19 protein-coding genes are annotated in these 21,759 nt (G+C 66.7%); 11 read left to right on the top strand and 8 right to left on the bottom strand.

Annotated features, from left to right (window positions below; genetic code table 11):
* The first annotated feature begins 167 nt into the window (after window positions 1–167).
* Genes sdhC through JX613_RS15850 form a run of 7 tightly spaced genes read left to right on the top strand, consistent with a single transcriptional unit; the run spans window position 168 to window position 5,095 of the window.
* Complete coding sequence (sdhC, locus tag JX613_RS15880; protein WP_207102445.1) at window positions 168–560, top strand: succinate dehydrogenase, cytochrome b556 subunit; 393 nt, start codon at window positions 168–170, stop codon at window positions 558–560.
* Window positions 561–572: 12 nt separating this feature from the next.
* Window positions 573–959, top strand: a complete 387-nt coding sequence (locus JX613_RS15875; protein WP_207102444.1) for a succinate dehydrogenase, hydrophobic membrane anchor protein — start codon at window positions 573–575, stop codon at window positions 957–959.
* A gap of 8 nt (window positions 960–967) precedes the next feature.
* A complete protein-coding gene (sdhA, locus tag JX613_RS15870) occupies window positions 968–2,770 on the top strand; it encodes a succinate dehydrogenase flavoprotein subunit (RefSeq protein WP_207102443.1) in 1,803 nt (600 codons plus the stop codon).
* Window positions 2,770–3,135, top strand: coding sequence for a hypothetical protein (locus tag JX613_RS15865; protein ID WP_207102442.1), 366 nt, complete (start codon window positions 2,770–2,772; stop codon window positions 3,133–3,135). The genes sdhA and JX613_RS15865 overlap by 1 nt, the downstream gene beginning before the upstream one ends.
* A 4-nt stretch (window positions 3,136–3,139) precedes the next feature.
* On the top strand, window positions 3,140–3,457 hold the full coding sequence (locus JX613_RS15860; RefSeq protein ID WP_207102441.1) for a hypothetical protein: 318 nt from the start codon (window positions 3,140–3,142) through the stop codon (window positions 3,455–3,457).
* A 3-nt stretch (window positions 3,458–3,460) separates the two neighbouring features.
* Window positions 3,461–4,303 carry a hypothetical protein gene (locus JX613_RS15855; RefSeq protein ID WP_207102440.1) on the top strand — a complete coding sequence of 281 codons (843 nt, stop codon included), beginning with the start codon at window positions 3,461–3,463 and terminating at the stop codon, window positions 4,301–4,303.
* A 12-nt stretch (window positions 4,304–4,315) separates the two neighbouring features.
* Window positions 4,316–5,095, top strand: a complete 780-nt coding sequence (locus JX613_RS15850) for a succinate dehydrogenase iron-sulfur subunit (protein WP_207102439.1) — start codon at window positions 4,316–4,318, stop codon at window positions 5,093–5,095.
* A 114-nt stretch (window positions 5,096–5,209) separates the two neighbouring features.
* Here the strand turns inward: JX613_RS15850 and glyS are convergent, their stop codons facing one another.
* Genes glyS through JX613_RS15835 form a run of 3 tightly spaced genes read right to left on the bottom strand, consistent with a single transcriptional unit; the run spans window position 5,210 to window position 8,810 of the window.
* Window positions 5,210–7,432 carry a glycine--tRNA ligase subunit beta gene (glyS, locus tag JX613_RS15845; protein ID WP_207102438.1) on the bottom strand — a complete coding sequence of 741 codons (2,223 nt, stop codon included), beginning with the start codon at window positions 7,430–7,432 and terminating at the stop codon, window positions 5,210–5,212.
* The gene (locus JX613_RS15840) at window positions 7,432–7,896 is read right to left on the bottom strand and encodes a DUF6446 family protein (RefSeq protein ID WP_207102437.1); all 465 of its coding nucleotides are present in this window, start codon (window positions 7,894–7,896) and stop codon (window positions 7,432–7,434) included. The genes glyS and JX613_RS15840 overlap by 1 nt, the downstream gene beginning before the upstream one ends.
* Window positions 7,893–8,810, bottom strand: a complete 918-nt coding sequence (locus JX613_RS15835) for a glycine--tRNA ligase subunit alpha (protein WP_207102436.1) — start codon at window positions 8,808–8,810, stop codon at window positions 7,893–7,895. Before JX613_RS15835 ends, JX613_RS15840 begins: the two co-directional genes overlap by 4 nt.
* Window positions 8,811–8,903: 93 nt before the next feature.
* Between JX613_RS15835 and JX613_RS15830 the strand changes: the two genes are divergently transcribed.
* Together JX613_RS15830 and JX613_RS15825 are read left to right on the top strand one after the other, a co-directional pair.
* A complete protein-coding gene (locus tag JX613_RS15830; protein WP_207102435.1) occupies window positions 8,904–10,202 on the top strand; it encodes a peptidoglycan-binding protein in 1,299 nt (432 codons plus the stop codon).
* A gap of 685 nt (window positions 10,203–10,887) precedes the next feature.
* Entirely contained in the window at window positions 10,888–11,991 is a 1,104-nt protein-coding gene (locus tag JX613_RS15825; protein WP_207102434.1) for a helix-turn-helix transcriptional regulator, read from the top strand.
* On the opposite strand, the gene JX613_RS15820 is transcribed toward JX613_RS15825, so the two are convergent.
* Entirely contained in the window at window positions 11,988–13,439 is a 1,452-nt protein-coding gene (locus JX613_RS15820; protein ID WP_207102433.1) for a TrkH family potassium uptake protein, read from the bottom strand. The genes JX613_RS15825 and JX613_RS15820 overlap by 4 nt on opposite strands.
* Before the next feature lie 31 nt (window positions 13,440–13,470).
* A complete protein-coding gene (locus JX613_RS15815) occupies window positions 13,471–14,958 on the bottom strand; it encodes an MFS transporter (RefSeq protein ID WP_207102432.1) in 1,488 nt (495 codons plus the stop codon).
* A gap of 82 nt (window positions 14,959–15,040) precedes the next feature.
* Between JX613_RS15815 and JX613_RS15810 the strand changes: the two genes are divergently transcribed.
* Window positions 15,041–15,589, top strand: coding sequence for a TetR/AcrR family transcriptional regulator (locus tag JX613_RS15810; protein ID WP_207102431.1), 549 nt, complete (start codon window positions 15,041–15,043; stop codon window positions 15,587–15,589).
* A 223-nt stretch (window positions 15,590–15,812) separates the two neighbouring features.
* On the opposite strand, the gene ccmE is transcribed toward JX613_RS15810, so the two are convergent.
* From ccmE to JX613_RS15795, 3 genes are all read right to left on the bottom strand, one after another.
* Window positions 15,813–16,262 (bottom strand): cytochrome c maturation protein CcmE, encoded by a 450-nt coding sequence (gene ccmE / locus JX613_RS15805; protein WP_207102430.1) that lies wholly within the window; start codon window positions 16,260–16,262, stop codon window positions 15,813–15,815.
* A gap of 19 nt (window positions 16,263–16,281) precedes the next feature.
* The gene (locus JX613_RS15800; protein WP_207102429.1) at window positions 16,282–17,094 is read right to left on the bottom strand and encodes a glutamate racemase; all 813 of its coding nucleotides are present in this window, start codon (window positions 17,092–17,094) and stop codon (window positions 16,282–16,284) included.
* A gap of 89 nt (window positions 17,095–17,183) precedes the next feature.
* Window positions 17,184–20,573 carry an indolepyruvate ferredoxin oxidoreductase family protein gene (locus JX613_RS15795; RefSeq protein ID WP_207102428.1) on the bottom strand — a complete coding sequence of 1,130 codons (3,390 nt, stop codon included), beginning with the start codon at window positions 20,571–20,573 and terminating at the stop codon, window positions 17,184–17,186.
* Between the two features lie 149 nt (window positions 20,574–20,722).
* Here JX613_RS15795 and JX613_RS15790 point away from each other — a divergent pair, with 149 nt between their 5' ends.
* On the top strand, window positions 20,723–21,637 hold the full coding sequence (locus JX613_RS15790) for a LysR family transcriptional regulator (protein ID WP_207102427.1): 915 nt from the start codon (window positions 20,723–20,725) through the stop codon (window positions 21,635–21,637).
* The last annotated feature ends 122 nt before the right edge of the window (window positions 21,638–21,759 follow it).

Raw genomic sequence — 21,759 nt, 5'->3', positions numbered from 1 at the left:
CAGGTCGTGATCACAAAGTCGGCGTTGCAGGGAAAATCCGCCGGAACTCTGTTGTATGTCGATGACAGAGGAAACAAATACCGACAGTAACGCGTCAATCGCCAGCCCGCGAGGCCAGCCACGCCTGCGACGGGTCGAGCCAAAACCGTTCAAAGGAGCGCCGCATCATGGCCGATGTGAACCGGGGCAACCGGCCGCTTTCCCCCCATATGCAGGTTTACCGCCTTCCCCTGGCGGCGATCACCTCGATCATGACGCGGATCACGGGGCACGCGCTTGTCGCGGGCATCCTGCTGCTGGTCTGGTGGCTGGTGGCCGCCGTCAGCGGGCCGCGCGCCTTCGCCGCCGCCGACTGGGTGGTGCGGTCCTGGATCGGCTTCATCGTGCTGACCGGATCGGCCTGGGCCTTGTGGTTCCACACGCTGGCCGGGATCCGGCACCTGTTCTACGACGCGGGCCAGCTTCTGCGGATCGAGGAGGCCGAGCGGGCAAGCTGGGCCATCATCATCGGCTCGGTGGTGCTGACGCTTCTGTCGCTCATCCTGTTCTTCTTCGCTTAAGGGTTAGGGATCATGCGCTATATCACCCCCCGCAAGGCGGCCATGGGCCTGGGGTCCGCCCACAGCGGCACCGCCGACCACTGGTTCCTGACCGTCAGTTCCTGCGCCCTGGTGCTGCTGGTCCCGGCTTTCCTGCTGGTGATCGGCAACGCCATCGGCCTGCCGCATCCCGAACTGGTGGCCTATTTCGGCCGCCCCTATCCGGCGCTGATCACAGCGCTGTTCATCGTCGTGGGCATGGTGCATTTCATCAAGGGCACCCGGATCATGATCGACGATTACTTCCAACACACGGCGCGCAAGGTGGCGATCATCGTTTCGGTGGTCTTTTCCTGGGCGGTCATCGCGGCGGCGGTCTTTGCGCTGGCCAAGATGACGCTGGTCACCGTCGCGATCTGAGGGGCATCATGGCTGCTTACGACATTCATACGCATGATTACGACGTGGTCGTGGTGGGCGCGGGCGGCGCGGGCCTGCGCGCGACGCTGGGCATGGCCGAACAGGGCCTGCGCACGGCCTGCGTGACCAAGGTCTTCCCAACGCGGTCCCACACGGTCGCCGCACAGGGCGGCATCGCCGCGTCCCTGTCGAACATGGGGCCGGACAACTGGCAATGGCACATGTACGACACCGTGAAGGGGTCGGACTGGCTGGGCGACACGGACGCGATGGAATACCTGGCGCGCGAGGCACCCAAGGCCGTCTATGAGCTGGAACATTACGGCGTGCCGTTTTCCCGCACGGAAGAAGGCAAGATCTACCAGCGTCCCTTCGGCGGCCACACCACCGAATTCGGCGAAGGCCCCCCGGTGCAGCGCACCTGCGCCGCCGCCGACCGCACCGGCCACGCGATCCTGCACACGCTTTACGGCCAGTCGCTGAAGAACAACGCGGAATTCTTCATCGAATATTTCGCCATCGACCTGATCGTCACCGACGGGGCCTGCACGGGCGTTGTCTGCTGGAAGCTGGACGATGGTTCCATCCACGTCTTCAACGCCAAGATGGTGGTGCTGGCCACGGGGGGCTATGGCCGCGCCTATTTCAGCGCGACATCGGCCCATACCTGCACCGGCGACGGCGGCGGCATGGTGGCGCGCGCGGGCCTGCCGCTTCAGGACATGGAATTCGTGCAGTTCCACCCGACCGGCATCTATGGATCCGGCTGCCTGATCACCGAGGGCGCGCGGGGCGAAGGCGGATACCTGACGAACAGCGAGGGCGAGCGGTTCATGGAACGCTATGCCCCGACCTACAAGGATCTGGCCTCGCGCGACGTGGTGTCCCGCTGCATCACCATCGAGATCCGCGAAGGCCGCGGCGTCGGTCCCGACAAGGACCACATGTATCTGAACCTGATGCACCTGCCGCCCGAGGCCCTGGCCGAACGCCTGCCCGGTATCAGTGAATCAGCCAAGATCTTTGCCGGCGTCGATGTGACCAAGCAGCCGATCCCGATCCTGCCGACGGTCCATTACAACATGGGCGGCATTCCCACGAACTATTGGGGCGAAGTCCTTGCGCCCACGCCGGAAAACCCCGACGCGATCTTCCCCGGCCTGATGGCCGTGGGCGAGGCGGGCTGCGCATCGGTCCATGGCGCGAACCGGCTGGGCTCGAACAGCCTTATCGACCTTGTGGTCTTTGGCCGCGCCGCCGCGATCCGCGCAAGCGAGGTGATCGACCGCGCGGGCCATATCCCGGCCACGAACCAGGCGCAGGTGGACAAGGCGCTGGCCCGCTTCGACGGCTTGCGCCACGCCAAGGGCACCGTTCCCACGGCGGAACTGCGGCTGGAGATGCAGCGCACCATGCAGGCCGACGCGGCGGTGTTCCGCACCGACAAGACCCTGGCCGAGGGGGCCGAGAAGATGACCCGGATCGCCGCCAAGATGGACGACATCCGCGTCACCGACCGGGGCCTGATCTGGAACACGGATCTGATGGAAACGCTGGAGCTGACCAACCTGATGCCCAACGCGCTTGCGACCATCGTCGCGGCCGAGGCGCGCAAGGAAAGCCGCGGCGCCCACGCGCACGAGGACTGGCCCGAGCGGGACGACGCCAACTGGCGCAAGCACTCGCTTGCATGGGTGGATGGAAACGCGGTTAAACTGGATTACCGCCCCGTCCATCTGGACCCCCTGACGACGGAAGCAGATGGCGGGATCGACCTGAAGAAGATTGCTCCCAAGAAAAGGGTTTACTGATGCGCTTCCCCACTTTCGCCGCCCTGGGTCTTGCCGCCGCCGCCCTGGCGGGCTGCGTCGCCCCGGTCCCGCCCGCGACCACCGTCACCACGCCTGCGCCGGTCGTGACGGCGCCCACGGTGCTGGACGCGGCCTCGCGGCAGGTGGCCCGGACGGTGATCAATTCCGAGATGGAAAAGCGCCTGCCCGGCGCCAATGTCGCGCCCTATACCGACTGCGTCGTCAACAACGCCACCACGGCGGAACTGATCGACATCGCCCAGGCCTCGCGCGCGGGTGCGACGGGGACGGCGGACAGCGTGGCGGCGATCGTCTCGCGTCCCGCCACGACCCAGTGCATCGCCGCGGCGGCGCGCACGGCGTGATCTGATGCGCGCGCGGGCGGGAGTGCTGGTTCTGTCACCGCTGCTGGCGGTCCTGGCCGCCTGCGGCCCGGTTCCGGTGGAACAGGCGGAACTGACCTGCCTGCGCGATGCCGAACTGGCCGTCCGCCCGCGCACCGATGTCGCGGTCGGCATCGGCACGGGTTCCGGCGGAACGCGCGGCTTCGGCAGCGTGTCGGTGGACATGTCGGGCGATTACCTGGCGGGCCGCGACCCGTCTCAGGTTTATGACCGCTGCGTCCGGCGCCGGTCGGGCCAGCCCCCGCGCCGCCCCCTGGCGGAACAACCGGGCTGGACGGGCTGATCCATGGCGGATGCGACAGGAAAAGGGCAGGGGGCGCGGCGCCTGGTCGTCCATCTGGGCGTCCAGAAGACCGGCAGCACCTCGATCCAGCGGCACCTGCGCCGCAATGCCGACGCGCTGGCAGGCCATCTGATCGTCCGCACGCCCGAGGAGGGATCGCCCATGCGCCCCCTGGGCCGGGCGGCCATCGCCTTCAGCCTGGATCCGTCCAAGGAGCGGGCGCAGGCGCTGAGGCTCGCGTTCCGCGCGGTGCTGGACGCCCTGCCGTCCGGCGATGTGCCGGTCCTGATCAGCCACGAGAACCTGGCGGGCGCCATGCCCGGCAATGGCGGCGAGACGCGGCTTTATCCGCAGATGCCGCAGATCGCCGCGCTGCTGCTGGCCGAGGCGCGGGATTTCGCAACCGATTTCGTGGTCTATACGCGGCAGCAGAAAAGCTGGCGTCCCTCGGTCTGGGCGCAGGCGGTGCGAACCGACGGTTATCGGCGCAGCCTGCTTGAATTCGAGGCCGAGACTGCCGATCTTCCCGGCTGGGGCGACCTGATGCGCCGCATGGCAGCCGAGGTCGGCGACCGCCTGACCCGCTTCAGGCTGGAGGATGAGGCCGATCCGCTGCGTCCGGGCCGCCAGCTTCTGCGCCATGCCGGTCTGGGCGATGCGCTGATCGACGCGCTTCACCCGCTGGACGGGCCGACCAACAGCCGCCTGAGCGACGGCGCCATCGAATTCCTGCGCAAGCTGAACGGGCTGGCGCTGAACCCTCATGCGCATGTCCGGGTCGCCGACCTTGTGGCGCGCAACGAACATCTATTCACGGCGAAGGCGCCGTCCGAAGGCACTTCCTGATAGGAGCACCCAATGGTCCAGTTCACCCTGCCCAAGAACAGCCAGATCCGGGTCGGCAAGACCTGGCCCGCACCGGCGGGCGCAACCAATGTCCGCAAGTTCAAGATCTATCGCTGGGATCCCGACACCGGGGAAAACCCGCGCCTGGACACCTATTTCGTCGATCTGGACAAGTGCGGACCGATGATCCTGGACGCGCTGATCAAGATCAAGAACGAGATCGACCCGACGCTGTCCTTCCGCCGGTCCTGCCGCGAGGGGATCTGCGGATCCTGCGCGATGAACATCGACGGCGGCAACCACCTGGCCTGCATCTATGGCATCGACGAGGTGAAGGGCGACATTTCCATCTATCCGCTGCCGCACATGCCGGTGGTCAAGGATCTGGTGCCGGATCTGACGCATTTCTATGCGCAGCACGCCAGCGTGAACCCCTACCTGATCACCAAGTCGCCCACGCCCGGCAAGGAATGGAAGCAGTCGATCGAGGACCGCAAGAAGCTGGATGGCCTTTACGAGTGCATCCTGTGCGCGTCCTGTTCGACCTCTTGCCCGTCCTATTGGTGGAACGGCGACCGTTACCTGGGCCCGGCCGCGCTGCTGAACGCCTATCGCTGGATCATCGATTCCCGGGACGAGGCCACGGGCGAGCGGCTGGACGAGCTGGAGGATCCCTTCAAGCTGTACCGCTGCCACACGATCATGAACTGCACCAACACCTGCCCCAAGGGGCTGAACCCGGCCAAGGCGATTGCGTCGATCAAGCACATGATGGTTGACCGGATGGTGTGATTTGCGTCCCGCGAGGGCCGGGGGCCAGCCCCCGGACCCCCGGGATATTTGGACCAAAGTGAAAGGGCCGGAGCAGCGATGCTTCGGCCCTTTGGTTCTGGATGACGGGGAGGGTCAGCCCTCGACCTTGGTGAAGTCGGCGATCTGCTGGCCTGCGGCGCGGATGCGGTGCAGCAGGTTCAGGCGGTTGCGGCGCACGATCTGGTTGTCGGTGTTGACCTGAACGGCCTCGAAGAAGGCGTCGATGGGGGCGCGCAGGGCGGCGATGGCGGTCATGGCGGCGGGGAAGTCTTCCGCCGCGATGGCCTGCCTGATCGCCGGTTCGGCGGTGTCGAGGGCGGCGAACAGGGCGCGTTCCTCGTCGGTTTCCGCGAACTTCACATCGGCGCCGAAGCTGTATTCGACGCCGTCCTTTTCCTCGGCCTGCGCCAGGATGTTGCCCGCGCGCTTGAGGCCCTGGGTCAGGTTCCGACCGTCCTCCGTCTGCAGCATGGCGTTCAGGGCGGTGGCGCGGCTCACCACCAGCACGAGGTCGTCATTGCCGGGCTGCGCCAGCACGGCGTCGATGATGTCGTGGCGGATGCCCTGATCGCGGAGATAGACCTTAAGGCGGTCGTGGAGGAAGGAGAGGAGGTCGTTTTGGTAAGCTCGAAGGCGTAAAAGGAATGTACGACCTTCGGTGACTGCGGACTGACTTAACGCTTTAAGAAAGCTTTCATCGTCATACCTTGTCCATTCAGGTAAATGCTCTTCAAGCACCGATAATGCATTGATGACTGGTTCTTCTGCGACCAGAGACCGCGCTTGCATATTTCGTGCTAAGCCATTCCACAGAATGTTCCTTAGTTTTATGCGCTGGCTATTTTGTACAATCAGCCGAATAACCCCTAATGCCGCCCTGCGCAGCGCATAAGGATCCTTCGATCCCGTAGGCTTCTCATCAATTGCCCAGAACCCTGTCAGCGTGTCGATCTTGTCGGCCAAAGCCACGGCCACCGACACCGGCGCGGTCGGCACATCGTCCGACGGCCCCAACGGCGAGTAGTGGTCGCGGGCAGCATCCGCCACCGCCTCCGCCTCACCCGCCGCCAGCGCGTAATACCGGCCCATGGTGCCTTGGAGTTCCGGGAATTCGCCGACCATGGCGCTGCGCAGGTCAAGTTTCGCCAAACGCGCGGCCTGTTCGGCCTGGCCCGCATCGGCGCCGACCAAGGGGGCGATCTCTCGGGCAAGCGCCGCGATGCGGGTGATCCGGTCCGCCTGCGAGCCCAGCTTGTTGTGGAAGGTGACGGATTTCAGGCCCTCGGCCCAAGCCTGCATCCCGGATTTCGCCTCGCGCAGGTCGTTCTGCCAGAAGAAGGCGGCGTCCGACAGGCGGGCGGCCAGCACCCGCTGGTTCCCGGCCAGGATCGTCGCGCCGTCGTCGGCGGTCTCGATATTGGCGACGGTGACGAAGCCCTCGATGCGGCCGGTCTTGGGGTTCCGGGCCGAGAAGAACTTCTGGTGTTCCTTCATTGAGGTTTGCAGCACCTCGGGCGGCAGGTCCAGGAAGCGGTCGGCGATCACGCCCATCAGGGGGACGGGCCATTCGACAAGGCCCGCGACCTCGGAGAGCAGGGCGTCGTCGGGCACGATCTGCCACCCGCGCGCGAAGGCGAGGTTTTCGGCACCCTGGCGGATGGCGGCCTCGCGTTCGGCGCTGTCCAGGATCACATGGGCGCGGCGCAGCTTGGCGGCATAGTCGTCAAAGCCCGTGACGGTGAAGGCGTCGGGCGACAGGAAGCGGTGGCCGCGCGTGGTGTTGCCGGCGGCGATGCCCTCGACCGTCAGGGGGACCACGGTGGCGCCCGCTTCGTCCGTCAGCAGGCAGATGATCGAGTGCAGCGGGCGCACCCAACGCAAGCTGCCTGCGCCCCACCGCATCGACTTGGGCCAGGGGAAGGTGCGGATGGTGCTGTCCAGAACCTCGGCCACGATCTCGGACGCGGGGCGGCCGGGGCGGGTGATGGTGGCGAACCAGACCTGGCCCTTCTTGTCGTCGCGCGCTTCCAACTGGTCGCGGGTCAGGCCGGTCGAGCGCAGGAAGCCTTCCAGCGCGGCCTCGGGCGCGTCGGTGCGGGGGCCCTTGCGTTCTTCCCGCGTGGTGGGGCTGCTGGCGGTCAGCCCCTCGACCGCAAGCGTCAGGCGGCGCGGCGTGGAGAAGGCCCCGGCAGAGGCATAGGTCAGCCCGGCGTTCACCAGACCATCGGTCACCAGCTTCTTCAGATCCTCGCGGGCGCGGGCCTGCATCCGGGCGGGAATTTCCTCGGAGAACAGTTCGATCAGCAGGTCGGGCATCAGTCCATCACTCCGCGTTCCGGGGTCTTGTCGTTGTATTGGTGCCAGCCATAGACGCGGCCGTCGGGATAGATCGCCAGCACGCGGTCCACGTCGGGGCGGATCTCGGCCTGGGACAGAACGGCCCGGGCGGCGCCGGATTCCAGATCCGCGCCGATCCGGGCCGCGTCGAAGCAGTCGAACCAGCCCGGCGCGACCAGCGGCGTCGCGCCCTCGAAGGGGACCGGGGCCACGGGCTGTTCGCTCAGCGTGGCGCAGGTGCGCCAGCGCAGGGGGGAACTGTCCGAATCGATGCCCTCGAAGCTGGTCACGGCAAGCACCTGCGCGCCGGTTTCGGTCTGCACCATCAGATCCGGCGCGCCGCTGATGCGGTCGTAGAAGGCGTATTCCTGGGCATACCACATGCCCGCCCCGGCGATCACGCCGACAGCCAGCAGCCCGAGGCCGACGATCTTGCCGTTCATGCCTGGGCCGCGTCCGTGGTCACGAACAGGTCGGCGCAGGCTTTCGCCAGGGCGCGGACCCGGCCGATATAGGCCTGCCGTTCGGTGACGCTGATGACCCCGCGCGCGTCCAGCAGGTTGAAGATGTGGCTGGCCTTGATCGCTTGGTCATAGGCCGGGTGCGCCATGGGGATCGTCCGGCCAGCGGTGTCCACGGGATCGGCGGCGAGGATCCGGGCGCATTCGGCCTCGGCGTCCTTGAAGTGCTGGAACAGGGTGTCGGTGTCGGCGACCTCGAAGTTCCAGCGGGAATATTCGCGTTCGGTCTGGCGGAAGACATCGCCATAGGTCAGCGGTATCGGCGCGTCGGGGTCGTTGAAGGGCATGTCCATCACATGTTCCACCCCCAGCACATACATCGCCAGGCGTTCCAGCCCATAGGTCAGCTCGCCCGAGACGGGGCGGCAGTCGTGCCCGCCCACCTGCTGGAAATAGGTGAACTGGCTGACCTCCATCCCGTCGCACCAGACCTCCCAGCCGAGGCCCCATGCGCCGAGGGTGGGGGATTCCCAGTCGTCCTCGACAAAGCGGACATCGTGGATCATGGGGTCCAGGCCGATGGCGCGCAGGCTGCCCAGGTATAGATCCTGCAGGTTCGCGGGCGACGGCTTGATGATCACCTGGTACTGGTAATAGTGCTGCAGGCGGTTGGGGTTTTCCCCATACCGCCCATCCGTCGGGCGGCGCGAGGGCTGGACATAGGCCGCGGCCCAGGACCGCCCGCCAAGCGCGCGCAGCGTGGTCGCCGGGTGGAAGGTGCCCGCGCCGACCTCCATGTCATAGGGTTGCAGGACGGCGCAGCCCTGGGCGGCCCAGTAGTTCTGCAACCGCAGGATGATGTCCTGGAAGCTGCGGGGTCGGTTGGGGCTGGTCATCGGGGCCGTCCTTTGCATAGATCAGCACATGCTTGCGCGCCTTCTAGGCGGGGCGGGGAACAGGGTCAATAAAGGCCAACAAAGGGGACGGGAATGCGGCGGTGGGCTTGGGTGGTGATGGCGGCAGGGTTGCCGCTGGGGGCTTTCGCGCAGGATGCCGTGATCCGCATCGAATCCAAGCGCGACACTGACGCGCCCGAGGCCGCCGCCCGCTGGGCCAGCCAGTTCGACGACGTGGTGACATTCCCGCTGCCGCGCGGCTGGACGGCCATCGCCATTGGGCCGCTGTCGCCCGAGGAAGCGGGCACCCGGATCGAGGCGTTGAAGGCGGCGGGGCAGATCCCGCAGGACAGCTTCGTCACCGTGCCGGAGGGCGACGTGGTGCTGACTCCGGTGGGTGAGGCGCCCGTGGCCGAGGCGCCTGCCGCCCTGCGGCCCGACCAGCCCGCGCCGGGCGCCTATCTGCGCCTGCAATCGGTGCAGGCGCGGGCGGATGCCGATGCCGCGCTGGCCGAATGGCGCAAGACCTTCCCCGAGGCCGGGCTGGCGCAGCTTCCCAATGGCTGGTTCGGGGTGGTTCTGGGGCCGGTGGAGCGGGCCGCCGCCGATGCCTGGCTGGATGTCTTCAAGGACGGCGACCTGGTGCCCGACGACGCCTTCGTCTCGGACGCGGCCGACCTGGGCGCGGTGATCCAGGCGGGGCAGGCCCCCGACCTGCCCGCGCCCCCTGCCACGCCTGCCGAGATGCCGCCGCTTGACCAGGTGCAGCGCGCGTTGCGCTGGGCGGGCGTCTATGACGGCGACATCGACGGCAAGACCGGCCCCCGCACCCGCGACGCCATCGGGGCCGAGATCCTGGCTGAACGCCTGTCCACCGATCCCGGCACGGCGATGCGCGAACTGATCGCCCGCCGCGATGCCTGGCGGACCGAGGTTGGGCTGGTCACGCTGGACGACCAGGCCACGGGCCTGTCAGTGCTGGCGCCGATGGACCGGCTGGCCTTCGACCGGACGGAACGGGCGCTGTCGATCTATGGCCCCAAGGACGGGTCGGGCGCGGCGCTGATCCTGTTCAGCCAGCCGGGCGGGCAGCAGGAACTGCTGGATCTGTCGGGCCTTGTGACGGCGCTTGGCTGGGTGCCGCAGCCGACGCGCACCATCAAGCCCGGCCATGTCCTGCTGGAAGGCGCAAACGAGACCCATATCGGCCGCGCCGAAGGCTGGGTCCGCGACGGCCGGGCCGAGGGCTTCGTGCTGATCTGGCCCGCTGCGGATGCGCAGGGGCAGAAGCGGATCGCGGCGGAGATGTCTGACAGCTTTGCGCGCAAGGGGCCTGCGGCGAATGACGGGGCGACAGGGACGGCCCCCGGCGCGGGCGTGTTGCAGCCGTAGATTGAAACTGAGAGTGTTTGCTTAGCTACCGCGATCTGCCGCAAATATTTGCGTGTACATTGCAACTGACATGACCAGCTTTGTCCACCTCGCCGCTGCCGGTGTGGCAGTAAAGGCCAATCTCAAGACCTCGCTGAACAATCTCATCATCTGCTTCCTGCAGAACCACAAGTCTTGCCGGACCGACTGACCAACCTTTGGCGCCGCCTTCGGTGCCTCCTGCGAGTATCAAGATTCCGTCGGGCACATCTCCGTCGGACATGACAGCACTTGCGGAACCCCCCGCCCATTTCCCTCCCTGCTGGACGACGCTCCGGTCCAACTTGAACCGTGGCGGAAACTTCACCAAGTGAGGTGGGGACGACCTGACCTTTGCTTCAGTATTTTGTGCGCTATCCTCATCATAGGCTTGCCCCAATAATGTAAAACCCTCCGGGCATTCTTGTGACAGCGCCCTGGTCGGAGTAGCTGCCACAATAGGACTGATGGCCATAAAGGCGCAAAAACCGAACTTCATCATGACGAAGTTTTCCCTTGTTGGTCTCCGGCGCTTGAGTCTCCGGTAGTATGAATCTGCTTGAACGAATTTGCGGCGCATGACGCAATTGCGCCATGGCTGTAATTTATTTTGGCGCTTGCCCGTTCCGGGCTATCATCGTGTGGTTCACCAGTTTTCGGGTTTGCTATGCCCAATCCCGCATTGCCGGAAGACCCGCTGATCGCCCACCTGCACCGCGCGGCGCTGGACCGCGGAGGATGGCATGATTTTGTTCTGGCCCTGGAGCAGCGATTCGGCGGGGCCAAGGCCTCGATCCATGGTGCCGCGGGATCGTCGGATGCGCCGTTCCTGTCCGTCGCGGGCAGCTTCGATCCGGCCTTCGCGCAGTCATATCTGGCGTATTATCACCGCATTAATCCCTTCATGCCCTTGTCGGCGGCACTTCCGCAGGGGGGGGCCAGGGTGTCGCCCATGGACCTGCCCGAGGAGGCCTTGCGGCGGACCGAATTCTACAATGACTGGCTACGTCCGCAGGACGACTTGTCGATTGCCGTGGCTGTGAAGTCGCGTTCGCATGGCAACCGTTCGCTGGTCCTGTCGTTGAACATCCGGCGGCGCGATGGTGACCGGGCCGCCCTGCGCGCGCAGCATCTGCTGGATCGGCTGGAGCCGCATCTGTCGCACGCCTTCCAGGTGGCCGAGATTGTCTCAGCCCTGTCCCTGCAAAGCGGGCAGGCAGGGGCGGGCGATGGCGGGCTGATGATGGTCGATGACGGCCTGTCGCTGGTCTGGGCGGATGCCGGGGCCGCCTTGCAGGAGGGCAGGGTCTTTCGCCTGGACCCGTTCAACAGGCTGATGTTCCTGAATGGCGCCGTGCAGGATTGGGCTAGGGCCGCTTGCCGAACTTCCGGCGGCGCGAAACCACTGGCGCGCGCCGTCCAGGCCGCGGATGGCTGGCAGGTTAGGCTTGTGCTACCCGGGGACGGTCCCGGCCTGCCCTCTCCCTTTTTCGGAGGGCACTGCTTTGCCCGGCCGCGGATCCTGTTCGTGCTGTCGCGTCTGGTCGAGGTTCCGTCGCGGCTGTTGCACCTGCAATCGCGCTTTGGCCTGACCCCGGCCGAGGCCGAGGTCGCTGCCGCCATTGCCCAGGGCCTGACTACCGCCGAAATCGCCTTGGCGCGGCAGGCCAGCCTGCACACCGTGCGCAACCAGATCCGGTCGGTCCTGGCCAAGATGGACGCGCGCCACAGGATTGACGTGGCGCGGATCCTGGCGCAAGGATGTGCCTAACCCCGCCAGAACCGCGGCAAGAACAGCACCAGCACTGACACCAGTTCCAGACGCCCCAAATACATGCCCAGGATCATCAGCCATTTCGCGGATTCCGGGAACTGGACGACGGACCCGTTGGCGGTGATCTCTGGTCCCCAGACAGGGCCGATATTGGCAATGGCGGTCCAGGCGGCGGTCAGCGCCGTGCGGGGGTGCAGGCCGGTCAGGGACAGGCCCACGATCAAGAGCCCGAAGGTCAGCGTGAACAGCGTGAAGAAGGCCATGACCGAATCGATCACGTCCTGGTCCAGCGGGCGCCCTTCATAGCGCAGGGCATAGACGCGGTGGGGCGAATGCATCCGGCGCAGTTGCGCGCGCACCGCCTGGAACAGCACCAGATAGCGGAACACCTTGACCGAACAGGCGGTCGATCCGGTGCAGCCGCCGATCAGCCCGCAGATGACCAGGATCGCGATGGGCAGGTGGCCCCATTCCAGCACATTGGCCGAAAGGAACCCGGTGCCCGAGAATGTCGAGACGGTGTTGAAGACCGTTTCCCGCGTGATGTCCAGGATGTTGCCCTGGTGGTCCAGGAAGACCACGCGGTAAAGGATGATGATCGCGCAGGCATAAAGGATCCAGCGCAGATAGGCGCGGATCTGCGTGTCCTGCCAGATCGGCGCGAACTGCCCGCGCATCCCCTGCACCAGCCGGATGAAGGGCAGGGATGCCAGCACCATGAAGACCGACGCCGCCCATTCCAGCGGCCCCAGGAAGGCCCCGAAGCTGGCGTCATAGTTGGAAAAGCCCCCGGTGGACACCGTGCCGAAGGCCTGCACGATGGCGTCGAACCCGTTCATGCCCAGAAGCAGATAGGTCACCGTGCAGAAGCCCGTCAGCATGACATAGATGCGCGTCATCTCGGCCGCGATCTCTCCGGCCCGCGGCATGATCTTGCCCAGGGTGTCGAAGCCCTCGGACCGGAAGAACTGCATCCCGCCGACCTTCATGATCGGCAGGAAGACCATGGCGACGACGACGATCCCCAGGCCTCCGATCCAGTGCAGGATGGCGCGCCACAGATGCGTGCCGCGCGGCAGGATGTCCAGTTGCGGGAAGGCCGTGGTGCCGGTGGTGGTGACGCCCGACATGGCCTCGAAATAGGCGTCGGTGAACCCGGCATGGGGCTGGCCCAGCATGAAGGGCAGGGCGCCGAAGACCGGCAGCACCGCCCAGAGGCCGGAGGTCAGCAGGAAGGCCTGGTGGATCGACAGGCTGCGGTAATCGCCCCAGGTCGCGATGGACAGCAGCGCACCGACAACCACCGTCAGCGCCGCGCATTGCAGGAAGACCGCCCAATGCGGATCGCCGTGCCACCGGTCCACCGCCATGGGCGCCAGCATCGAAACCCCCAGGGTCACGATGATCTTGCCGATCGGATGGGCCACGGGGCGAATGTCGATCATGGCGATTGCTTGCCCCGCCCCCGGGCAGGCGTCAAGCGCCCTGCTGGACCGCCTTGCCCGCGCGGTCGATCCGGGCGACCCAGAAACCCGCCGCCAGCAGGATCAGCCCCGCCGCCAGCGCGACCGCGCCCGTGGCCCGGTCGAAGGCGGCATCGGCAAGGGCCAGCAGCCGGTCCGCCTGGGGCGCGGGCAGGGTCGCGGCCAGGGCCAGGGCACCGTCGAGCGAATCCGTGGCCTCGGGCCCCCAACCGCCGGCGGCGGCGAAGCTGGCGCTGTAGATCCCGGCCATCAGGCTGCCCAGCATGGCGATGCCAAGCGCGCCGCCCAGTTCATAGGACACCTCCTCGATGGATGCCGCCATTCCCGCCCGGTCGGCGGGGGCGTTCAGCATGATGGCCGAGGATGCGGCGGTCATGGCCGCGCCGATGCCCGCGCCCATGACGGCAAAGCTGGCCAGTTCCACGGCTGGCTGCCCCACGCCCGCCCAATAGACCAGGATGCCCGCCCCGCTGATCGCCAGGGTGGCGGCCAGCAGGCGGCCCGCGCCCACGCGGCCCAGCATCAGGCCCGCGACCGGCCCGGCGACAAAGGACGCCAGCGGAATGGGCAGCACGAACAGCCCGGCTTGCAGCGGCGACAGCCCCTGGACCAGTTGCAGGCGCTGCGTGATGGCAAGCTGCACCCCCAGCAGGGCCGCCGCCGAGACGACCGCGCCGATCACCCCGCCCGCAAAGCGCGGGTCGCGGAACAGGGTCAGGTCGATCATCGGGTCGGCGCTGCGGCGCAGGCGGCGAAAGAACAGCACCAGGGCGGCAAGGCCCACCAGGGCGGCGAGGGTCAGCACCTGGACCGAGGGCTCGGGCCGGGCGATCTCCTTGATGGCGAGGGTCACGCCGACCAGCCCGACCAGGGCCTGAACCGATCCGACCGGATCGAAGGGATGGTGGCCGTGCCCCTGTCCCCTGGGCACGAAGGCAACGGTCAGGGCCAGCGCCGCCAGCACCACCGGCAGGTTGACCAGGAACACCGCGCCCCAGTGGAAATGTTCCAGCAGCGCGCCGCCGATCACCGGCCCAAGCGCCGCCCCACCGGATGCGACCGCCGCCCAGATGCCGATGGCCAGGGCGCGCTGGTCGGGATCCTCGAAGGTGTGGCGGATGATGGACAGGGTCGCGGGCATCATCGCCGCCGCGCCCACGGCCAGGCCCGCCCGCGCCGCAATCAGCGTGGCGGACGAGGGCGCAAATCCCGCCGCCAGCGAGGCAAGCCCGAAGATCACCAGCCCGATCATGAACATCCGCCGGTGCCCATAGCGGTCGCCAAGCGCCCCCGCCCCAGGCAGCAGCCCCGCCACGACCAGCGAATAGGCGTTCACGATCCACAGCTTTTCCGTGGCCGAGGCCCCAAGGTCGCGTGTCAGCGTGGGCAGCGCGGTGTAAAGCACCGTCATGTCGATCACGATCAGGAACAGCGCGCTGGAAACGATGGCAAGGACAAGCCAGGGGGAACGGGCGGGCATGGTTCACCTGAAATTGCGGCGCGACCGGGTGGCGAGTCGCGGCAGGCCGGTTTAAATACGATCGTATGGAAATGGAGGCTTCATGGCAAGACCGCGCAGCATCGACCGGGACAAGCTGCTGGACGCGGCCGAGGAGATCATGCGCAGCCAAGGCGCGGGCGCGCTGACCATCGACGCGCTGGCGCGGGCCTGCGGGATCACCAAGGGCGGGGTGCAATACACCTTTGGGACCAAGGACGACATCATCGACGCGCTGTTCGCGCGATGGAACCGGGATTACGACGCGAAGTTCGCGGCCATCGCGGGGCCGGATGCGGGCGGGGTGCAGCGGATCCGGGCGCATCTGGCCGCCACGCGAGAGGCGGACGATCTGTCGATGACCAAGGCCGCCAGCCTGATGGCCGGGCTGATGCAGACGCCCCAGCATCTGGCCTCGACCCAGGGCTGGTATCGGGACCGGCTGGCGGGGCTGGATGTCTCCACGCCCGAGGGCCGCCGCGCCCGGCTGGCCTTCCTGGCCTGCGAGGGGGCGTTCCTGCTGCACTTCCTGCGCTTCATGCCGCTGGAGGATGCGGAATGGCAGGCGGTGTTTGCGGATATTGCGAGGCTGCTGGAAGAAGACGCACCGTGACCGGGCGGAACAAGGAAATGCGACGAGCATTTCCCCGCCCGCGACGCGACGGTGCCATCAGAGACGGTGAAGCAGACAACCACGGAAGGCCAGCGCCCGGCCCGAGGGGGGCGTGAAGCGCCCGCCTGGGGGCGGGGCGGGCGCTGGCCGGGCCTTTTGGGCCCGGCGGCTTGGGTTGATATGTTCCGCTGTGGCGAAGGCGATGGCCTTCGCCAAGTCAGCCCTAGCTGTTCGGATCCTGGTACACGCCGGTTTCCTTCAGCGTGTCCACCACCTCTTTAGGCATGTAGGTCTCGTCATGCTTGGCCAGCAGGTCGCGGGCCTCGAAGCGGCCGTCGCGGTAATAGCCCTTGGCGATGGTGCCCTGGCCCTCGGTGAACAGGTCGGGGCGCGGGTCGCGGCCGACATAGCTGACGGGGATTTCCGCCGCGCCGTCGGTGATGACGAAATCGAAGGCCACGCCGTCGCGGTTGACGATGGAGCCTTCCTTCACCAGCCCGCCCAACTGGAAATATTCGTCCGGTTCGGGCGCGGCCTCGGCCACCTGCGCGGGCGAGCGGTACAGGTTGATGCCGTCGCGGAAGCCGTATCCGATCAGGCCGACCGCGATCAGCAGGGCCACGGCGGCGGCCACAATCACCTGGATGCGGCGGCGTTTCTTCAATGATTTCATGCCAGCCATGGCGTGGACCTCATGCTGCCTCGAAATGGATCGGGCGGCGCAGGAACTGCGTGGCCTTGCCCGACACACGGACCGGATCGCCGGTCGTCAGGTTTTTCGATTCCGTGCCCGATCCCAGGAATTCGGGCCTGCGCTGCAAATAGTCAGCAAGGCTTTCTGCCACCAGACCCGCCTGGCTGAAAACCTTGACATCGGGGCCGAGCGCCTTCTGGAACGCGGCCTCGACCAGCGGGTAATGGGTGCAGCCCAGGACCGCCGCCTCGGGATGGGGCATCCGGCGCAGCAGGGCCTCGACATGGGATGCCACCAGCGCCTCGGCCAGGATTTCGTCGCCCATCTCGATGGCATCGACGACGCCGCCGCAGGGCTGCGCCTCGACATCGACGCCGACGGCGCGGAAGGCCAGTTCCCGCTGGAAGGCGCGGCTGGCGACCGTGGCGGGGGTGGCGAACAGGGCGACGTGCTTGACCGCGACTTCCCGGGGCGGCGAATTGTCGCCCCAGCGGCGTTCGGTCAGCGCCTCGATCATCGGGACGAAGACGCCCAGGACGCGCTTGTCGGCGGGCAGCCAGGTTTCCTGCATCCGCTTCAGCGCGGCGGCGCTGGCGGTGTTGCAGGCCAGGATCACCAGGTCGCAGCCTTCCTGCCACAGCCGTTCCACGCCCGCGCAGGTCAGGTTGAAGATGTCGTCCGCGGTGCGGGTGCCATAGGGGGTGTGGGCGTTGTCGCCCAGATAGACCAGCGGCAGGTCGGGCAGGCGGGCGGCGATGGCCTGATGGACCGTCAGCCCGCCAAGACCCGAATCGAAAACGCCTACCGCCATTGATGCCATCCTTTGCCTGTCGCGAGGCGCTTTTTACGGCGCATCGCGCATCTTGGAAATGACTTAGATCAGGTCGCCCGCCAGATCCGTCATTCGGCCGCCTGCTGCAAGGGCGCCTGGCCGCTGCGGAATTGCGCCAGCAGTTCCGCCCGGCGGGTGGCGGCAGCGGCCTCGGCCCTGGCCTTGACGGGGCCATAGCCGCGCACGGTCAGGGGCAGTTCCGCCAGTTCGATGGCGACGGGCATGGTGGCGTCCGTGACCTTGGCCAGAACCACGCGCATGTCGGCCTCGTATTCACGGATGGCTGCGCGTTCGTGGCGGCGTTCGGCGGCATAGCCGAAGGGGTCGAAGGGCGTGCCGCGCAGGAACTTCATGCGCGCCAGAACCTTGAAGGCCCCCAGCATCCATTCGCCGTATTCGCGTTTCCTCGGACGCCCATCGGCCCCCTTGCCCCCCAGGATCGGCGGGGCCAGGTGCAGCGTCAGTTTCGTGTCCCCGTCCCATTGCGCCGCCACCTGTTCGGCGGTGGTCAGGTGCAGCCGCGCGACCTCGTATTCGTCCTTGTAGGCCAGCAGCTTGTAATACCCGCGCGCAACGCTTTCGCGCAGCGGGGCAGGGGCCGCGTCCACCAGCTTGCGGAAGCGTTTCGCCAGCCGCCGGTTCTGGTATCCGACCAGCCGCGCCTCTCGATAGGCCACGGGGTCGGGCGGCAGTTGCGTCACCTCGGCGGGCTTGCGGGTCTGGTCGGGGAAGGCCATGGCCCAGCGGCCGATCTGGAAGGCCCGCTGGTTTTCCGCGACCTTGGCGCCGTTGAGTTCAATCGCCTGCATGATCGCCTCCAGCGTCAGGGGGATCAGCCCCTGCTGCCAGGCCGCGCCCAGGACCAGCATGTTGGCATAGATCGAATCGCCCAACATCCGCAGCGCCAGGTCGTTGGCGTCGAAGAAGGCCACCCGGTCGCGCAGCCGCGCCTCAAGCGACAGCTTCAACTGGTCCGAGGGCACGCGGAAATCGCGCAGCCGGGTGAAATCGCCGGTGATGATCTCGTGATCGTTGACCACCGCGCCGGTGCGGCCCGTGGTCATCAACCCGATGGTCTTGGCGCCTGCCGTCACCACCAGGTCGCCGCCGATGATGCAATCGGCCTCGCCCACGGCGACGCGGATGGCGCTGATGTCCTCGGGACGGTTGGCCAGGCGCAGGTGGATATGGACCGCGCCGCCCTTCTGGGCCAGACCCGCCATCTCCATCATGCCCGCGCCCTTGCCGTCGATATGGGCGGCCTGGGCCAGCACCGCGCCCAGCGTCACGACGCCCGTGCCGCCGACGCCGGTGATGACGACGTTATGCGTGCCGGTGATCGCGGGCAGGGCGGGAAGGGGCAGGTCGGGGATGTCGAAGGATTCTGCCTTGGGCTTGCGCAGCTTGCCTCCTTCCACGGTGACGAAGCTGGGGCAGAAGCCCTTGAGGCAGGAATAGTCCTTGTTGCAGGACGACTGGTCGATCTGGCGCTTGCGGCCCAGTTCGGTGTCCAAGGGCACGATGGACACGCAGTTCGACTGCACGCCGCAGTCGCCGCAGCCCTCGCAGACCTCGGGGTTGATCCAGACGCGGCGGTCGGGATCGGGGAAGGTGCCGCGCTTGCGGCGGCGGCGCTTTTCGGCGGCGCAGGTCTGGATATAGAGGATCGCGCTGACGCCCGGCGTTTCCGTCAGTTCACGCTGCACGGCCATCAGTTCCGCCCGCTCCTCGAAGCGCAGGCCTGCCGGGAATTGCGCGCGGTCGATGTCTTCCTTTTCGTCATAGACCACGACTAGCGGCTTCACGCCCATCGCCACCAGTTCGGCGGCGATCTGCTGCGCCGTCAGCCCGCCCTCGTTGGGTTGCCCGCCGGTCATGGCCACGGCGTCGTTGAACAGGATCTTGTAGGTGATGGTGGTGCCCGCCGCGATGGCCGCGCGGATCGCCAGCGACCCCGAGTGGTTGTAGGTGCCGTCGCCCAGGTTCTGGAACACGTGCTTGCGGTTCGAGAACGGCGCCTCGCCCACCCAGTTCACGCCCTCGGCCCCCATATGGGTGAAGCCGGTGGTTTCCCGGTCCATCCACTGCACCATGTAGTGACAGCCGATCCCGGCATAGGCACGGCTGCCGTCCGGCACCTTGGTCGAGGTGTTGTGCGGACAGCCCGAGCAGAACCACGGGGTCCGCGTGGCGATCTCGGGCGCATTGTCGGCGCGGCGCACCTCGGACAGGCGCGTCAGCCCGGCCTTGATGTGGTCGGTGCCGCGGCCTTCCTCGATCAGGATTTCGCCGATCTTCTGGGCGATCATCACCGGGTCCAGCGCATAGCGGGTGGGGAACAGTTCGGCCCCGGTGCGGTCGTGCTTCCAGCCGTGGACGCGGCGGCCGTGGCGGTTGTCGAAGATCGCCTCTTTCAACTGCACCTCGATCAGCTTGCGCTTTTCCTCGACGCAGACGATCAGTTCCAGAGTTTCGGACCATTCCTGGAACGACTTCATGTCCAGCGGCCAGGTCTGGCCGACCTTGTAGGTGGTCAGGCCCAGCCGTTCGGCCTCGGCCTCGTCGATACCCAGCAGGGACAGGGCATGAACCAGATCCAGCCAGTTCTTGCCCGCCGCGACGAAGCCGATCTTCGCCCCGGGCTTGCCCCAGACCTTGTGGTCGATCTTGTTGGCGCGCGAAAACGCCTCGGCCGCCCAGCGTTTGTAGTCGATCATCCGCGCCTCGGAGGCGACGGGCGTGTCGTGCAGGCGGATGTTCAGCCCGCCCTCGGGCATCTGGAAGTCGGGCGTGACGAAGGACAGCCGGAAGGGATCGCCGTTGACGACGCTGGTCGCCTCGACCGTGTCCTTCATGGTCTTGAGGCCGGTCCAGACGCCCGCAAAGCGCGACAGGGCAAAGGCGTAGAGGCCATAGTCCAGGATTTCCTGAACCCCCGCAGGCGACAGAACCGGGATATAGCGGTCCACCATCGCCCAGTCGGACTGGTGCAGGACCGAGCTGCTTTCGCCGGTATGGTCGTCGCCCATCGCCATGACCACGCCGCCATGGGGGGACGTGCCCGCCATGTTGGCGTGGCGCATCGCGTCGCCCGAACGGTCCACGCCCGGCCCCTTGCCATACCACAGCGCGAAGACGCCGTCGTATTTGCCCTCGCCGCGCAGTTCCGCCTGCTGGCTGCCCCAGATGGCGGTCGCGGCCAGATCCTCGTTCAGGCCCGGCTGGAACAGGATGTTCGATGCCGACAGCCGCTTGCCTTCGCGCATCATCGCCAGATCGACGCCCCCCAGCGGCGATCCGCGATAGCCGGTGACAAAGCCCGCCGTGTTCAGCCCCGCCGCCTTGTCGCGCGCGGCCTGCATCAGCATCAGCCGCACCAGCGCCTGCGTGCCGTTCAGCAGCACCTGCGGCTTTTCCAGATCGAAACGGTCGGCTAGCGAGAATTCCTGCTTGCTCATCTTGGCGTCTCCTCCACCTGACTGCAGTATAGGTCAGCTTTGCTGACCGACCAAAGGAAAAATGTCGCAGAGGCTTTCTCTTGCCGGAAAGGGACATTCAGGTTAGGTCTGCAAAAATTGCATGGCAGACACGGCAGGATTGTAACGGCATGGACTGGGACAAGCTCAGAATCTTTCACGCCGTTGCCGACGCGGGCAGCCTGACCCATGCCGGCGACACGCTGCACCTGTCGCAATCTGCCGTCAGCCGGCAGATTCGCGCGCTGGAGGAGTCGCTGGGCACGACCCTGTTCCACCGCCACGCCCGGGGACTGATTCTGACCGAACAGGGCGAGTTGCTGTTCGACGCCACATCCTCGATGGCGCGCAAGCTGGACACCGCCGCCGCCCGCATCCGCGACAGCGAGGAGCATGTCTTCGGCGAACTGCGCGTCACCGCCGCCGTGGGCTTCGGCACGCTGTGGCTGGCCCCCCGGCTGGTCAAGCTTTATGAAAAATATCCCGACCTCAAGATCGACCTGATGCTGGAGGAACGGCTGCTGGACCTGCCCATGCGAGAGGCCGACGTGGCGATCCGCATGAAGGAACCCAGCCAGTCCGACCTGATCCGCCGCCGCCTGCTGAACATCCGCATGAGGCTTTATGCGACCGAGGATTATCTGGCAAAGGCGGGCGTGCCGCAGACCATGGCGGATCTGTCCCCGCACCGGCTGATCTGCCAGAAGCCCGACCAGCCGCAGGTCGCGGCGGGCGCGCGGCTTGTGCAAGAGATCATGGCCCAGAACATCGTCTCGACCCTGACGGTGAACAACTATTTCGGCGTGCTGCAGGCGGTGCTGGCGAACCTGGGCATTGGCGTGTTGCCCGATTACCTGACCGCCGACCACAAGCAGCTGGTCCGGGTGCTGCCCGACCTGGAATCGGGCGAGGTGCCGGTTTTCCTGGCCTATCCCGAGGAATTGCGACAGACCCGCCGCGTCGCCGTCTTCCGCGATTTCGTGCTGGAGGAAATCCAGGATTACCGCCGCCGCCAGAGCGAGGCGCTGATCACCGCCGCGAAATAGGCTGTTTGCTGCGGAAATCGTGGCAAAATCACAACCCGCGCGTGTAGCTATTCGGCAACTGCATGTCGGCTATGCTGCAACTGCGGCATTAACCCCCTTGAACCGTTAACGCCCTGCCCATA

The sequence above is a fragment of the Paracoccus shandongensis genome (assembly GCF_017315735.1).
In the GTDB taxonomy this organism is placed as follows: Bacteria; Pseudomonadota; Alphaproteobacteria; order Rhodobacterales; family Rhodobacteraceae; genus Paracoccus; species Paracoccus shandongensis.
Note: the sequence above shows the minus strand (reverse complement) of the source record. Positions and strands in the feature narration are given on the sequence as shown.